Genomic DNA, 16314 nt, shown 5'->3' with positions numbered 1-16314 from the left:
ATTCGGTTAAAATGGCCTAATTGCCTTTTTTATAATCAGCTGTTTGATGTTTGTTATAATTAGTTCTTCGTATAATTTATAATATTCATTTACTACTTGTTCATTAAAGTATTTCATACATTTATAAAGAATATAATTAATTGATTTTTTTGTTTTCAATAATTTATAAATCCTGTATTCAATTTCATCTATATCATATAATGAAATGATATTATTATCTATTTCTTGAACCACAAGGTTTAAAAACTTTCCACTTTTAAGTTTAATATTTTCCTGATCGAAATCCTTTTCCGTAAAATCTTGTGCCTGTATGTTTACCATACTTTTTTGAAGTGTTGCTGCAATTAATTGGCCAACCCTGCTTTGTTGAACCGGATCAGTTAAATGATGAAATAAACGGTTGGCTTCTATTGTGCCTAATTGTTGATTTATCATTAAACTGTATAACTCTGTTGCACTGATATAGGAATGAGGCATTGTTTCTATCCATTGAATGGTTGCAAGCTTTAATGCACGGTTATAATTTTCAATACTATCACGCATATTTTGTAGTTGTTGATTCAGTTGTAATTTTAATGAATCATTTTTTCCAGTATTGTATAATTTCAACATTGTTTCATATTTTTTTACAACCGGATATTTTAATAGAATAGCTTCTTTTTTTTTGATTCCATTGTTGTAATTCTTTTGCAATGTTGCTACCGGTTAAACTGTAATTATTAAAATTGGTGTCATTTAATTCTATTGATTGTGTTCCTTTATCTATATAAATATCTGCATAGTTATTAGCAATATTCGGTCGTATTAAATGACAAAAGGTGGGTTGATTCACCATTCCGGTAAACAGGAATTGGCCATTGCTTATTTGGCAGGTATCACGCTTCCATTGGTTATTTGTGGTTGGATATAGTAATACAATATTCCCGGTATCTCTTCCAATTATTTTACCATATAAGTGAAATGTTTGTGCAATTTCTACATCTTTTTGTGCAACTGCACAATAACTCACAAAATTATAACATAGTAAAATTAATATTGCCTTATTCATTTTAATTTATTAAAACAATGAAGCTATTTTTAAAACTTTATTCAGAAATGATCTTCCTCAAAACGGTGTCAATTTTTTCTTTTTCTTCTGTTCCTTCTATTCTTAAAACAATAACTCCTTTTTTATCAATAATAAATACACAGGGAATGGCGCTTACGCCAAATAATTTGCCAATATCTTTTTTTGTACCTGCTTGTTGTAATACTTGCGGCCATTGGAAAAGCTGTTCATCATAAATTACTTTTTTCCAGGCATCAATTCTTTTGTCATCATCTGCAATGCCAATAATTTCTAAACCAAATGGTTGGTATTGCTGGTACAATTTTTTTAAATAAGGGGTTAAAGTCCTGCAAGGAATACAATAACTGGCCCAGAAATCGAGTAATAGAATTTTTTTATTTTTGTATTGATTTAAGTTGATTATTTTTCCATTTATATCATAACCCTCAAAATAGGGTGCCATATTACCGTTTTGTCGCAACAAGTAGTTGTATATAATGTTTCCATTTATAGAACGCTGAGTACTTGGACTTAGTCTTATAAAATATTTTTGAATCGTATCAACAGGAACCCAATTAATTTTATACATTAATAAATAGGCACTGATGAATGAATTTGGGAAATGTGAAATATAATCCAAATCAAACCGTGTTTTTTGATTCCGAATACTTTCTCTTTCGCTTAATAATTTTTGTATTGCAATGGGGTCTTGTATATTTTCTTTATATAATTTTTTTAATTCTTTATAAATTTTATCCTCTTTCTGACTGAGTATGGACGATTTTTTTAAATATTCTTCATATTCCGATTGTGCGGAAGAACCCCAAACGATTACTTTCTTTAATGCATGATAACTTGCTTTTACCTTGATGTTACCGGGTTGAATGAAAAATTCAGTTACCAGACTATCGTCGATAGATTTATGGTTCTTATCTAAATACAATGTTGCCATACAAGGCGATGAGACCATTCCTTGAAAATTAAAATGTCCTTTTTTTAATGAACAACTTTTCTTTCTATAGCCTTCATTTGCATCCATATAATTCAAATAAATGTATCCTGTATCTCTGTCTGTTATGGTTCCATCTATTGTAAATTTACCTGCACTAGTATTCGTTTTTTGTGCGAAAACAATAATTGGAAAATAAAATAAACAATAGCTAATAAATGCCTTCATTTTTATTCTTTTTTAAAACGTGCACCATTCATAATAGTGCACGTTTATTTTACAAATTATAAGCCCTGACATATTTTTCCACCTGCATTCCCACCATCTTTGCAATAAGGACATGGTTTACCTGCGGTGTCACAATCGTTATTTGATTTACAATAAACATTACACTTGTTGCCATAACCTGAACCCGCTTTAATTTGTTTCATTTCTGCCCTGCTCAATTGCTGCTGCAAATCGGCAAGACTAAATTTTTTTGTTGTCATTTTTTTACATTTAAAAGCGATTAAATATTTGGCTGGAGCTTAAAGCATCACCCGGCGTTGGTTTATCCGGTTTGCTGCTTGTATTGCGCAGCAGGTGTTCCACCGGATATCTTCTTTTAGGGAACGTTACTAAAAGAAGATTTTTGTTCATGCATTTTTTCTGCTAAGAAACTATTTAAAGCTTCCGGTGTTATATCTTTCTGAATAATAACATGATTATTATCTAAGAGAAAATTTCTGGGATAAGTAGCTATGGCTAACTTATAAGCTTGCACGCCGTTTTTATCTAATAATTGTTTCCATGGAAGTTGATGTTCATCAATCACCTTTTGCCAGTTTATTATATTTTCGTTGTCATCAATGGATATACCAATCATATCAAAATTAACATTTTTGTATTTTTGATATATTTGTTTGAATTGTGGAAACTGTCCAATACAGGGGTTACAATGACTGAACCAAAAATCAATGAGGGTATAGTGTTTCGATTTTTCATCAGTAAAAAGTTTTGTAGGATAATTAGACCTGTCTAATAATGTTAAATTTGGGAAAACATGATGCAGGCTTAAAACACTGGCAGCTTTTAATTTTTCAACTAAACGGGCACCTGTATAACTCATTTTAACGGCATCAGACAAATAAGCGTATGCTGTATCTAAATTGGGATTGTAATTGAAAGAAAGCATTCTTACCAATTGCCACATAGCCATGTAAGAATCCGGATGCTTTTTAGTATATGCTTGAATAGTTTGGGGTGTATAATGATGTTGCTTAAATTGGTACAATTCCTGCATCGTTGCATTATTCATGTCAGGAATTTCACGTATGGAATCAACATGGCATCTTATGGTTTGTACCCCGGCATCAATATAAAACAGGTCTGAAACATACTCCTTATTTCCCAAAAATAAAAGGCGGAATGATAATGGGTATGATAAGACACCATTGAATGAAAATTGGCCATTTTTTACCTTACCAATGGTTAAAAAATGAATTGGAGGATAATTGGAACTATCGCCGGTCAATATTAACCGAACAGTCCCGGTATCACTATTTATGTAACCATTTAATGTGAAGGGGTTTTCAACGCTTTGTGCATGTAAAAGGCCAACAGTTATAAATCCTAAAAAACAAATTAATTTTTTCATATTGCGCAGTTTAAGTATAGGCATTGAATATTATTCAATACCTATATATACTATGCATTCAAGAAATATTAATGATATCAATAGTTTTTATCGCAAACATTACTTCCATTGGTGTCACATTTGCAATAGGGGGCATTGCAATTACTGTTGCAGGTAGCCGGACATTTGTCATTTAATCCGACTGTACTCCCAGCTTTAATTTGTTTCATTTCAGCCCTGCTCAATTGCTGTTTTAAGTCGGCAAGGCTCATTTTTTTTGTTTGCATTTTTTTAGATTTAAAAGTGATTAATTATTCCTATTTATTCTGGTAAGGAGAAGATTACACCTATTCAATGGCCATTGAAAGCATCAATATTTATTTTCCGGATGATAACCGGCAAATGCAGCATAAAAATATATGTTTTATTTTGAAAACTGTAGTAGGGGAATCCCTACAATTTTCTCAATTAGTGAAAATTAACATGGGATCCAATGTCTGTATTTACCTTTTTGATGGAATTGAAATTAGCATACTGGTTTTACCTAAATTTTTTACAACAATTCGTTTTTTAAAAAAGTAGCTAAACGTTCAGGTGTAATATTTATTGCTACAATTTTTCCCTGTTGGTTAATTAAAAAGTTACTGGGATAACTCTGAATATAAATGGATTGTGCCTGTTTGCCGGCAGTATCAATACATTGCCTCCAGGGATATTGTTGTTGTGCTAAAACTGCTTTATATTGTTGTAATGTAGAAGCTCCATCGGTTGTAATCGCTATTATTTCAAATCCTTTGGTATGGTATTGTTTGTAAATAGGTTTCAATAATTCAAATTGCCCAATACACGGGCTGCAACTGCTGTACCAAAAATCAACTAATGTGTATGCAAGTGTGTCGCGCTTCCATCCAGGCATTTTAGCCTGAATAAAATGCAATAAGGGAAATGGTTCTCCAATGGTTTTTGTGCGCAATTGCTTTAAGAAGATGATTAATATCTGCTGAATTGGCTTTGGAAATAGTCCATTTTGTTGTTGTAATAATTTTGCATAAGCAACTCGATAGCCTATTTTGTTCATATTCCAATACAATATCCATGGGTTAATAGCAGCATTTGGATGCGCTTTTATATAATCTACTAAAATACTATCCCGTTGGTTTCTGTAAGTGTTTCTTTGTAATTCAAAATGCATAGTACATACTTTTCTATCTGCTCTATTTTCTATGACATTGCAATTGGTGGTATCGTAAAGTGTTAAAATCTTTTTATTTACAATATCAAACAAACTCAAATAATGTATGAAAGTATCTTGAATTGAATTATTACTTATCTCAACACCCCAACCTACATCAAAAGGATTGTGGTTGGCGGCTTGTTGAAAAGTAATATTTTGGTATCCTGTGTCAATAAAAAACGGTTCAGTAATAAAATCATTTTCAACATTGATTAATCTGTACAAAGCCGGTTGCAGAATATACCCGCTAATGGTAAAATGATGTTTGTTTACTTGTATGGTATCGGGAAACTGATTACCCTGATATAGTACAGATGTAGCCAACTCATTATTTTCTATATTTTTCACTAATTTTAAATATCCTTTTTCTATTTTATTGATGGTTCCACTAATGTGGCAATTGGTTTGAGCGGATGCTATGCTTAAAGAACAAATCAATAGGAGCTGAAAAATTAATCTTATCATAAATAGATCGTTTTAAAAGTCAGCATACAACTTCTTATTGTATGCTGACAAACTGTAAATTCAGCAAATGTTTATTTTAGGTAAGATTTGCTGCTTGTGATGTACAAAAAAGACCACCAGAATGATTTTCGCAGATACAAGACTTGGTGCCGCATGGATCACCTGACGCTTTTCCGGCACAAGAAATACCGGTTCCACAGCCAAAATCTTCTCCTGCTTTAATTTGTTTCATTTCAACCCTGCTCAATTGCTGTACTATGACTATAAGTCTTCAGTCTTTTTTCTTTTTAAAAAATCTAATAACATAACTGGCTCAATATTTTTAGCAATTATTTTCCCGCTTGAATTTATTAGTACATTAGATGGGAATGTATTTCCAATTATTTTTAAAATATTTAATCCATTTACATCGAAAAAAATTGGCCACTTTATTTTTTGATTTGAAACTATCTGTTTAGCTAAAGGAATATTTTTTTCATTATCAATTGAAATACTGTAAATGGTAAAATATTTTCTGCTAAATTGTTGATAAATGTCTTTTAAGAAAGGGAATTGCCTTATACATGCACCGCAATGTGCAAACCAAAAATCAATTAATATATATTTGCTACTATTTTTTGTGTAACTTATTTTAAGTGGTTGATGATTCATATCAATTAACTTTAACGTAGGTAGTGTTTCTCCGATGGCTGTTTTGCTTAAATCTTTACAATTTTCTTTAACGAGTTTCCCAATATTTGATTGTAGATATTTATCAGGAATGAGATTTAAGATGGTTTTATAAATTTCACTGTATCCATTTGCTTTAATATATTCATTTAACAACCAAAGACTGATAAATGGATCAGTTTCTTTTAAGGTAAAATGTAATAATGCGCTGTCTTTTAATGGTCGTATATTATTTATATATTCTGTTCTTAATATTCCTCTTTTCTTTTCAAGTGTTAAACCTTCATTCTGGTCATATAATTTTTGCATTTGTTTTTCCCAATTATAATGTAGGCTGTCATATTCTTTCAACAATGGCAAGAAATCATTTAAATAATGCTGATTAACAGCTGAACCATTAATAAAATATGAATTAAATTTTAAATTTTTTTTGTCAATTGAAATTTTTTGTTCACCTGTATCTAAAAACATATAATTCGTAATTACATCAAATTCACTATTTGAAAATTCTAATTGAAATAGTTGAGGTGTTTTAATTAATCCCGTAAAATGAAAAGTATTATTATGAATATTTAAAACATTTGTATCTAAAACGAAATCGTCTAAATTCGGATAAGTAAATATCACTTTAGTATCATTTGGAAATCCATTTAATGTACCTGTTAATTTAAAATTGTTTTCTTGTGCTGTAAGTTCTATAGAAAACAGTAAACAAAAAATTAGTATCGGTGAATGAATTATTTTTTTCAATTTCATATTTGTGATTTTATATTAGCAACATTGTCGTGATATAATTCATTATATCACGACAATGTTTAACAATTAGGAACAGTAGTTTTTACCACTGGGATTGTAAGTCATATCACAAGTGCCACAACAGCCATCATATTTTGCACCTGGGGCAGGACAGAGTTGTCCTGCAGTAGCGCAACCTAATCCCATTTCTCCTGAACCTGCTTTTATCAATTTCATTTCCTGTTTTGATAATTTTTCTAATTGTGTTATCATATTTAATAATTTAATTATTAGTAACATAATTTTATTCCCGTAGAATTTGGTTTACAGCTTCCGCAGCAACCATCTGGAGTTCCATCATGATTAGGGCATTTTTCTCCGGCTGGTGCACAGGTATTTAACCCTGCATAGCTACCTGCTTTAATTTGTTTCATTTCTGCCCTGCTCAATTGCTGTTGTAAGTCGGCAAGGCTCATTTTTTTGTTTGCATTTTTTTAAATTTTAAAGTAATTGAATGTTTGCCGTGAGCTTAAAGCATCACCCGGCGTTGGCTTATCCGGTATGCTGCTTGTATTGTGCAGCAGGCGTTCCACCGGATATTTTCTTTTAGGGAACGTAACCAAAAGAAAATAATATTATTAAGATAATTTGTATTGATACCATCTTAATTATTTATAACTTTTTTACATGCAACTTTTATTTTATTAATATTATCATTATATGCTACATTTTTTTTTGGCTTTTAAATTTTTTACTAGATCCCAAATAGTTATCTTATATCTTTTTTCACCATCGTTACCTTCAATTATTCAATATTATGACATACAATAATTAGTGTTATGCTAATAACCAAAACTGTACCTTAATTTATTTTTAAGCTCTAATAAAAAGTCTTGTTTTGACTGATAAAAATTACCATACCAACCAACAACCTTTAAATCATCATTAATTAAAATCAACGATGGAAACGTTTGTATTCCATACATTTTTGTGATGCTTTGGCCAATGGGAGATAGGATTGGATTTTCATCATTCTCCAATATGCAGGGCCAGCTTATCTTATCTTCTTGAATTGCTTTTATCCAATCTTTTTTATCTGTTTGATTTGATATGCTCAGTATTACCAGTTTGTCATTATATTTTTCATACAATTTTTTGAGTTTAGGTATTATTTGCCTGCAGGGGATACACCATGAGGCATTGAAGTCTAACAATATATATTTATATTTAAAATCTGATAAATGTATAGTATCTCCATTTCTCTGAATGGCCGTAAATAATTTAGCAGGGATAAGTTGGTCATTCAATGCCATTGTGATTTTTTTTTCAATTTTTTTACCAACTGATGTTAATTTAATTTTATTAGAAAGCTGGTTGAATAAATGCCTGATTTCTGTTAATGAAATCCATTCATTTTTAAAATTATATAATAAAATAGCTGATAGTATTGAATTTTTGTGAAAGGTTATAAATGTCTTATCTATATTAATGCCATTATTAAATTCAAGATTTCTCTTTGCTTCTAATTGATTTATTTTTTTATGCATACTATCAAAAATATTTTCACTGATCTTACTTTTTTCTGCTGAACGTATTTTTTCACGATAGGAAATAATGCTATCTGTTATTAAATTCAATAATTTAAAATTATCACTTTTTAATCTTATGTAATCTCTATAATCTTTATCTGTAAACGAACCCGAAACTAAAATTTTTTTAAAATGATTATATTCAACTTGAATCTGCATTTTGGAGGCTTCCAGATAGAACTGTGCAATATTTAATGGGTCAACTTTTTCCTGAAAGTTAAATGTGGTTAGGTTTGATAACATTGGTTCTTGTATTTTACCCTTGAATTGAAAGTGTCCATTTTTAATTTTGCAACTGTCTAAAATCCCTTTTTCATTGGGTATGGGTATGTAGTTTAAATACAACCATCCACTGTCTAATCCTTTTATATAACCCGATATAGAAAAATTATTGTGGATGTTTTGTTGCCCTTCAGCGTTATGTACACATACTATAAACCCTAATAGGAGTAGCCATTTCATCGGTAGTGTTATTAATGGGTTAGTATTTTAATCATCGTCATTTAAATAAATGGAATCTTAATTCGTGCATTGATAGTAAGAATACCCACACCCGGTACACGCAGCGTACACACATTTGCCAGGTGTGCCATATATTGTGCAACTATCGCTAGAACCTTTTCCCGGGCCACAGTCACTATTATCGCAATTGCAACCATCTCCATTCAATAATGTTTGTCCGTCACCCGCTTTAATTTGTTTCATTTCTGCCCTGCTCAATTGCTGTTGTAAGCCGGCAAGGCTTAATTTTTTTGTTTGCATTTTTTTTAAATTTTAAAGTGATTGAATGTTTGCGGGGAGCTTAGCGCATCAACCGGCGTTAGCTTATCCGGTATGCTGCTTGTATTGCGCAGCAGGTGTTCCACCGGATATTTTCTTTTAGAGAACGTAACCAAACGAAGATAGTATGTATGCCTACTCATAAAATTTCAATTTTATACATTTTAATAGCCTACAAATGTTTTAGTGCCGCTTTCATTTCATTTAAATTAGAATATACATTCATGATATGGCCTGTACTATCTACTATTAACTGCGTTGGAAAACCAATAATTTGTAAGGTATCCATTAAATATTTTTCTTTATTGGGGATGATGGTGTATTTAAACGTATGATTGGGTAAAAATGCTTTGATGCTATCTGTACTATCAAATGCCAGACCTAAAAAACCAATATCAGGTCTGTTCTTGTATGCATCTACCAATTCATTCAATTGAGAAAATTCAGCAACACAGGATTTACAATGAATAAACCAGCAATTTAATACATAGGTTTTCCGTGGTGTACTATTGTTACCAACGATGGCTCCGTTTATCGTTTTGAAATTAAAGTTAGGTAGTGGCATACCGCGCATAGAATCGTAATGTGATTCAACAATAGCTTTGTTGCGAATCAGATTCCCCACTTCCGCATTATGGGCTATGGATAATTGATATTGAATTATACTGTCTTTACTTTGTAATCTCACAGGTATATATTTTCCGGTTGTTAATTGTTTTAAAAAATCTTTTTTAGTAATTAGAATGTCTTGCTCATTGTAGGCTATACAATCTGCTGACCAATTCATGTAATCACGTTCATAATACAACCAACTCATGATATTTTTTTCAATTTCTGGGGCATTCACAATAGCAATAGCATTTTTATTGGGTGACGTACATCCATAAAAAAAATAAATAAGTAACCATACGAATGTATATTTCATAAACTTAAGTTTAGGTGTATAAACCAGAAGGAAATCTATATTTCCCTCTGGTAAAAAATAAAAGCTTCAACTGTTAGTATTATTTAACATTCAACTGCAGTTGCGCCAGAGACACAATCCGGACGTGCAGCAGGTTGGCAAATACTACAGTTGGAAGTGCCGGTCCAGCAACACATATATCCCTGTGTGCCAGATAAGCCCTGATCTAAGTTACCACCCGCTTTAATCTTTTTCATTTCTGCCCTGCTCAATTGCTGTTGTAAGTCGGCTAGGCTCATTTTTTTTGTTTGCATTTTTTTAAATTTTAAAGTGATTGAATGTTTGCCGTGAGCTTAAAGCATCACCCGGCATTGGCTTATCCGGTATGCTGCTTGTATTGCGCAGCAGGCGTTCCACCGGATATTTTCTTTTAGGGAACGTAACCAAAAGAAAAGCTTTCATAACTTTATTTAATTGATGATATTTTTTAAATCTTCAATGGAATAATCTTCCGGCAATCTGTAACCATTGATAAATAGTGTGGGTGTAAATGCAATGGCTGCCTCACGAACCCATTGATTCATCGCATTTACTTTTTCCTGCTGGTCTTTTAAAGACACTTTTACAGGAAATTTGGAGGCAAATTGTTCATAATCTTTTTCCGGTGATAAGTACCAGGCATCTAATGCATTTTTTGTCTTTAACTCATCACCTTCTGCATATATACCCATTAAATGGTTTACAACAATTTCTCCTTTAGAACTGGATAAAAAAACGATTTTAACCTGAATATCCTTATTTGAATGGATGAGTTCTTCCAAAACGGGATGTGCTTTTGAGCAGGGGTTACAATAAGGATTGCAAACTTTGATGATGATGATTTTACCTTCCGGATTGCCGATTGTTATGCCAATATTTTGCCAACCATCAGGTGCAGTTGGCTGAAGTACTAACAAACCATTGAATACGTCGGGATTAAAATGAGTTCTTCTATAAGCCTGATAATATAACTGATATTTTTTGGCATCTTGAAATACTGGTTTTAAAAAGAATAAGTAATTTGTTGGTAAAACGATTGCAATAAAAAATGAAGCCAGTATATTTAAGTTGAAAATTGTTAAATCAGATATTTTTGTAAATATGCCAACATAAATAACCGACCAAAGCAGTTCCAGTAAAAGTGCTGATTGAACTATTAAACACAAAGGGCACCATTGTTTCATCACTTTCCATTGATAATAAATACTAAAAATAATATAAGGACTTACACAGACACTCAATAAGGCTATAATAGAAAATTTATTATCTAAATTTAAGCCGGGTAGCAGTAAAAAAATACATGTGGCTGAAAAATAAATAAAGCCTAATTCACTCCAGGATATTCCGGCAATTTTTGAAGCTTTACTATGTAGAATAGCGCCACAATTTGTTTTCTTACCAATACCGCATAAATTTTTTATAAATGGATTATTTTGGTCAATTTCATATACCAACAGTAGGCTGGTTGCTAGAATTCCAATTAGCTTAATACATACAATGGCTATATATGGAATATAGCTATTGAAAGGTATTGATAGGTTAAGTACCATTAATCCTGCAATGGCTGCAATGCCTGCAACAATGGCTATCCACTGCTTTAACCTTGCGTACATTTCTTCTTTTTTATATTCCTTATATTGCTGATTATTTTTTTGAGTAGCATTTTCTGTTACCCAAACAATTTGTTGAAATGATTGTAAAAACTGTTCTTTCGATATGGTTTTTTGATTAACCCGGTTATGATAAAAAGTAACGTCATTTTTGTTGATGTCTTGTACTAAAATAAAATCTTTACCCACATTTTCTACCTGATGAAAGGCAATAAATGGTGTTTCTAAGCTTTCTACTTGTGTTGCTTTTAATTTAAAAGCCGCGTTGTTTAGGTTAAATTTTGAAAAGGTATCGCTTAGGCTTAATAAGCTGGGATAAAATGGATGTTCTAAAAGTGATTGTTTTATTTGCGATGCTGTTATTGGTATCCTTTTCAATTTAGCGTATTTTATAGCTACCGCATCTAAGGATGTGTTAAAACTATATACCATATAAGTTTTTTGTAAATTTAATAACTATATTAATATGTACGATGTAGGGGAATCCCTACAATTTACTAAAAATTGAATTTGGTAGGGAACTTCCTACTTAAAAAAATAAACTTATATAGTATATATATATATATATACTATATTTACAAAAATATTTTGAATGAAAATTTTTATTTACCTCAGTCAAACTGATATGGCAAATGTGGTAAGTCATCAAATACAAAGTTGCTTCTCATCCTTATCAATTGTTTTGTTTAACGACGCGGTACATTTTTTACAGCAACTTCATTTTGCCAAACCGTTGCCCCGTTTCATTGTGTTGGGTTTGCCTTCCAAAAAAATAGAATTATTAACATTAATAGAATTTATTTGTACACATTATTCGGACTTAACCGTTTTGCTACTAGTACCTGAACTGGGCGTAAAACAGGTGAAAGATGCGGTAGCCCTCGGTGTTAGCAGTGTGGTAATGTTAAATAGTATACCACAAGAATTACCGAAAGCCATAGCAGCTATATTGAATCATCAACCTTATTTTTCTGAACAAACGGGTATTACTGCCGATGTACGTAAGTTGCTTAGAGAAGAACGGTGGGCAGAGCAATTGAATATGAAAAGCCTTCGTTTAACGGCCACCGAACGTTCAATTATTAGCTTATTACCCGGCACGTTAAGCTATAAAGAAATAGGCCTTATTTTAAACAAAGAAGAAAAAACTATAGAAGTATATATACAACGCATATGTAAAAAGCTAAACATAGAAGGAGGTAGGATGGGATTGTTGATTTATTGTATTAGTAGAAAGTTCATTCGAATTGGGGATACATCTCTTTAAAACTAATATAGATTTAACTTACTGTTAATTTAAAAATTGTGGGGCTTCCCCTACACATACTATTCAAAAATTGTTTATATTTTAGGGTTGCCTAAGTACAAGTGTTGCCTGTGCAGGTGTACAGTTATTTTTTAACTTTTTAAATTTTTAAAAATGAAGCAACTAACTAAAGAAGAAATGAAACAAATTAAGGGGGGTAGTGATAGTTGTAATCAGGAATGCCCTGCAGGAAGTGGCCGGGTACAACTTGCACAACTATTGCGGGCACTTCAGGTACATGCACAAGAACTTTATGTAATACGCAATCGCTACCTTATTATTATTATGCATGTTCCTAAAATTTAAGCACCTATTAAATAGGTGCTTAAATTTTTTTATATTTTTATTTTATTCAAAAAAATATGCGAAATTCAATTTTTTTCTTTTCCATCCTTCTTTTATTCTCTTTTCCTTGCCTATTCGCCCAACAGAATGCCTGTAAACCTTTTACCATACAAGGTACTACAGAATGGCCAAATGGTACAATAATTTACCTGCAATATGCGGCAACTCTTACAAAATTTGTAACAGACAGTTGTAAAGTGGTTAATCATAGTTTTTATTTTAAGGGCTGCATTGCAGAACCGGTTATGGCTACTTGTTCTATTGGACCAGTAATGAATGCTGTAGCTAGTAATGAATATTGTGATATTTTCTTATCACCTGCTTCCATGCACTTAACAATTCCACTTAACAATATATATAACCATGCCCACTTAACCGGTTCTACAGAAGATAGTATTCTTTCTGCGTTCAAGGTAATGAATGCTTATTATAGCGCATTGCAAAAACCATTACGTGACAGTATGCTTTATTATCAGAAGACCATTCAAAAGGCTTTTCAGGAAAACAATACTATACAAGTTGCTGCATGTAAGTCATTGCAGCAAGCAATTCAGGAAAAAATGAATCTATATAACAGTAAGCAAAAAAGTGCAGATTCATTGTTTATTTTACAAAATCCATTTTCTTATTTTACATTAAGTTGGTTAGCATCTTCCAATAATGATTGGATACCACTAACCACACTGGAAAAAATGTATGCAGCTTATCCTGATGCATTAAAAAATAGTAAGAATGGTAAGATTATTGCACAAAATATTGCCAATGAAAAAAAATTTGCAGTAGGAAATACTGTGCCCGATTTTACTATAACAGATGTAAAAGGTAATACCATACATTTGGCAGCGTATCAACAACAGCAATATGTTTTATTAGAATTTGGTGCCTCTTATTGCCTGCCCTGCCGGCAAATTGAACCATATCTTAAAAAAGTAGATTCACTGTATCGGAATCATGTAACCATTATTAGTATTTCTACTGAAGAAAGTGCTGCAGACTGGCACCGTTGGGTAGAACATGCCAACCTGCCCTGGATTCAAATATTTGATCAGCCGGTGATAAAAAAAGTTGGAGGGCAATTACAAAAAATTGGGGATGCCTATCAAATAGTAACAATTCCATCTATGCTGCTATTAGACAAACAAGGTCGTATTGTAGCGAAATATGGTGGTTACTATACTTCGCCCACCGCTTATATTCCTGCATTAAAACAGCAGCTACATGATATTTTTGGGGATTAAATATTGCTATTACTACAATTCAATTTTATAATCCATATTCCCTAAATAACAAAGAAGCCGTCTCACAACTAGAGACGGTTTTTTTATGTTTTTTTCTTGTATAAAAGAGTGATTTTTTGTATATTTATATCTGATTTACAGACGATTATATATGAATTTTAAACATTACAATCAACGACAAATCACACTTTTGCCCTATTCGTTTGACGACCTTATTTCTAAGAAACATCCTGTTCGAGTAGTTGACCAAGTTGTGGAATCTATCAACATCCAACCATTATTAAAAGCATACAGTAAAGAGGGTAATCCAGCTTACCATCCAAAAATGTTGCTCAAAGTAATGTTGTATGCTTACATGACTAATACGTATTCTTCCAGGAAAATAGAATTAGCCATTAGAGAAAACATAAATTTTATGTGGTTAACCGGAATGACCATAGTTGATCACAACACTATTAATAGATTTAGAAGCAATAAGTTAAAGGATAGTTTTAAAGAAATTTTCAAACAAGTAGTATTAATGTTGGCTTCTGAAGGATTGATTTCATTAAAACAAATTTATATCGATGGCACAAAGATAGAAGCACAAGCAGGAAGATATACCTTTGTTTGGGGTAATAGCATCAAAACAAACAAAGCTAAAATGCTTACTCAGTTAGAGGAATTATGGAATTATACTCAAAGCATCTCCAATGATGATGACCCAAATCCAGAACCACCTGAGTTTAAAGAAATCAGTAAAGAAGTTATTCAAAAAACGGTAGAACAAATCGATGCCAAGCTCTCAGGGAATGAAAAAGCTACATCAAAAGCCAAAGCAAAACTGCGTTACATCAAACAAAATTTTGAAAAAAATCTTCAAAAATACGAAGAGCAAGAAGCTAATTTGGGTGAAAGAAACTCCTACAGTAAAACTGATCCTGATGCTACTTTTATGCGAATGAAAGAAGATCACATGCAAAACGGACAACTAAAACCAGGTTACAACGCACAAATATCTACTGAAAATCAAATCATCGTTAATTACACATTACACCAAAATCCAACAGATACTAAGACCTTACAACCACATTTAGAAAACTTCAAAGAAACCTACGGCGAAGAAGTATTTAAAGAATTAGAAGACATCACCGCTGACGCTGGTTATGGAAGCGAAGAAAACTATGATTACCTTGAAAAACAACAATTAACGGCTTATGTGAAGTACAATACTTTTGACAAAGAACAAGACAAAAATTATCAAAAGGAACATAAACCCTTTAGCAAAGAAAATCTTCATTACAACCAAGAAGAAGATTATTATGTATGTCCGATGGGACAAAAAATGCACAAAACTCACGAAAGTAAAAAAACTACCGAAGCTGGATACACACAACATTTATCACATTACCAAGCCAAAAACTGCGAAGGTTGTCCACTGCGAGTTCAGTGTTTTAAAGGAAAAGGAAATAGGAGTATAGAAAGAAATCACAATCTTGAAAGACACAAACAAAAAATAAGAGAACTACTTACAAGTGAAAAAGGTTTACAAAAAAGAAAACAACGCACAGCCGATGTTGAACCTGTATTTGCACAACTCAAACACAACCATAATTTTAGACGATTTTCTTTAAAGGGAATCCAAAAAACAGAACTTGAGTTCGGTTTAATGGCTTTAGCACACAATTTAAGAAAGAAAATTGCCGCTTAAAACTAAATTTTTCATTTATATATAAAAAAATAAACTTTTATCGAAGATATTGAAAAATAAAAAAACCGTCTCAAATTTTAGTAATGAGACGGCTTCTT

21 protein-coding genes are annotated in these 16314 nt (G+C 31.8%); 4 read left to right on the top strand and 17 right to left on the bottom strand.

The window, feature by feature from the left end; translation table 11 throughout:
- Window positions 1-6 precede the first annotated feature (6 nt).
- The 17 genes from LX80_RS13735 to LX80_RS13660 form a co-directional block, all read right to left on the bottom strand.
- Window positions 7-612 carry a hypothetical protein gene (locus tag LX80_RS13735; RefSeq protein ID WP_111297227.1) on the bottom strand — a complete coding sequence of 202 codons (606 nt, stop codon included), beginning with the start codon at window positions 610-612 and terminating at the stop codon, window positions 7-9.
- Window positions 613-616: 4 nt separating this feature from the next.
- Window positions 617-1048, bottom strand: a complete 432-nt coding sequence (locus tag LX80_RS13730) for a DUF4369 domain-containing protein (RefSeq protein WP_111297226.1) — start codon at window positions 1046-1048, stop codon at window positions 617-619.
- 37 nt (window positions 1049-1085) lie between these two features.
- Window positions 1086-2225: a TlpA disulfide reductase family protein gene (locus tag LX80_RS13725; protein WP_111297225.1), complete on the bottom strand. Its 1140-nt coding sequence runs from the start codon at window positions 2223-2225 to the stop codon at window positions 1086-1088.
- Window positions 2226-2281: 56 nt separating this feature from the next.
- Entirely contained in the window at window positions 2282-2485 is a 204-nt protein-coding gene (locus tag LX80_RS13720; RefSeq protein WP_111297224.1) for a hypothetical protein, read from the bottom strand.
- A 116-nt stretch (window positions 2486-2601) separates the two neighbouring features.
- The gene (locus LX80_RS13715) at window positions 2602-3633 is read right to left on the bottom strand and encodes a TlpA disulfide reductase family protein (protein WP_170120473.1); all 1032 of its coding nucleotides are present in this window, start codon (window positions 3631-3633) and stop codon (window positions 2602-2604) included.
- A gap of 77 nt (window positions 3634-3710) precedes the next feature.
- Complete coding sequence (locus LX80_RS13710) at window positions 3711-3899, bottom strand: hypothetical protein (protein WP_074419638.1); 189 nt, start codon at window positions 3897-3899, stop codon at window positions 3711-3713.
- 266 nt (window positions 3900-4165) lie between these two features.
- Window positions 4166-5311 (bottom strand): TlpA family protein disulfide reductase, encoded by a 1146-nt coding sequence (locus tag LX80_RS13700; RefSeq protein ID WP_111297222.1) that lies wholly within the window; start codon window positions 5309-5311, stop codon window positions 4166-4168.
- A gap of 76 nt (window positions 5312-5387) precedes the next feature.
- Window positions 5388-5543 (bottom strand): hypothetical protein, encoded by a 156-nt coding sequence (locus LX80_RS14540; RefSeq protein WP_170120472.1) that lies wholly within the window; start codon window positions 5541-5543, stop codon window positions 5388-5390.
- A gap of 29 nt (window positions 5544-5572) precedes the next feature.
- Window positions 5573-6736, bottom strand: coding sequence for a TlpA disulfide reductase family protein (locus tag LX80_RS13695; RefSeq protein ID WP_111297221.1), 1164 nt, complete (start codon window positions 6734-6736; stop codon window positions 5573-5575).
- A gap of 66 nt (window positions 6737-6802) precedes the next feature.
- Window positions 6803-6988: a hypothetical protein gene (locus tag LX80_RS13690; protein WP_143439173.1), complete on the bottom strand. Its 186-nt coding sequence runs from the start codon at window positions 6986-6988 to the stop codon at window positions 6803-6805.
- A 569-nt stretch (window positions 6989-7557) separates the two neighbouring features.
- Window positions 7558-8766 (bottom strand): TlpA disulfide reductase family protein, encoded by a 1209-nt coding sequence (locus LX80_RS13680; protein ID WP_111297219.1) that lies wholly within the window; start codon window positions 8764-8766, stop codon window positions 7558-7560.
- A gap of 57 nt (window positions 8767-8823) precedes the next feature.
- A complete protein-coding gene (locus LX80_RS13675; protein WP_111297218.1) occupies window positions 8824-9066 on the bottom strand; it encodes a hypothetical protein in 243 nt (80 codons plus the stop codon).
- Between the two features lie 5 nt (window positions 9067-9071).
- On the bottom strand, window positions 9072-9227 hold the full coding sequence (locus tag LX80_RS14535; protein ID WP_170120471.1) for a hypothetical protein: 156 nt from the start codon (window positions 9225-9227) through the stop codon (window positions 9072-9074).
- A 29-nt stretch (window positions 9228-9256) separates the two neighbouring features.
- Window positions 9257-10009, bottom strand: coding sequence for a TlpA family protein disulfide reductase (locus LX80_RS13670; protein ID WP_111297217.1), 753 nt, complete (start codon window positions 10007-10009; stop codon window positions 9257-9259).
- An 83-nt stretch (window positions 10010-10092) separates the two neighbouring features.
- Window positions 10093-10302 (bottom strand): hypothetical protein, encoded by a 210-nt coding sequence (locus LX80_RS13665; protein WP_111297216.1) that lies wholly within the window; start codon window positions 10300-10302, stop codon window positions 10093-10095.
- A 4-nt stretch (window positions 10303-10306) separates the two neighbouring features.
- Window positions 10307-10450, bottom strand: a complete 144-nt coding sequence (locus LX80_RS14530; RefSeq protein ID WP_170120470.1) for a hypothetical protein — start codon at window positions 10448-10450, stop codon at window positions 10307-10309.
- An 8-nt stretch (window positions 10451-10458) separates the two neighbouring features.
- Complete coding sequence (locus LX80_RS13660) at window positions 10459-12069, bottom strand: vitamin K epoxide reductase family protein (RefSeq protein WP_111297215.1); 1611 nt, start codon at window positions 12067-12069, stop codon at window positions 10459-10461.
- Window positions 12070-12229: 160 nt separating this feature from the next.
- Between LX80_RS13660 and LX80_RS13655 the strand changes: the two genes are divergently transcribed.
- The 4 genes from LX80_RS13655 to LX80_RS13640 all read left to right on the top strand — a co-directional run bounded on the left by LX80_RS13655 (window position 12230) and on the right by LX80_RS13640 (window position 16216).
- Window positions 12230-12904, top strand: coding sequence for a helix-turn-helix transcriptional regulator (locus LX80_RS13655; RefSeq protein WP_111297214.1), 675 nt, complete (start codon window positions 12230-12232; stop codon window positions 12902-12904).
- A 153-nt stretch (window positions 12905-13057) separates the two neighbouring features.
- Window positions 13058-13249, top strand: coding sequence for a bacteriocin (locus LX80_RS13650; protein ID WP_111297213.1), 192 nt, complete (start codon window positions 13058-13060; stop codon window positions 13247-13249).
- Between the two features lie 56 nt (window positions 13250-13305).
- Window positions 13306-14526: a TlpA disulfide reductase family protein gene (locus tag LX80_RS13645; RefSeq protein WP_111297212.1), complete on the top strand. Its 1221-nt coding sequence runs from the start codon at window positions 13306-13308 to the stop codon at window positions 14524-14526.
- A gap of 151 nt (window positions 14527-14677) precedes the next feature.
- Entirely contained in the window at window positions 14678-16216 is a 1539-nt protein-coding gene (locus LX80_RS13640) for an IS1182 family transposase (RefSeq protein WP_111296236.1), read from the top strand.
- The last annotated feature ends 98 nt before the right edge of the window (window positions 16217-16314 follow it).

The sequence above is a fragment of the Hydrotalea sandarakina genome, assembly GCF_003254115.1.
Classification (GTDB): Bacteria; Bacteroidota; Bacteroidia; order Chitinophagales; family Chitinophagaceae; genus Hydrotalea; species Hydrotalea sandarakina.
The sequence above is the reverse complement of the archived record's forward strand: the minus strand, read 5'-3'. Positions and strand labels throughout refer to the sequence as shown.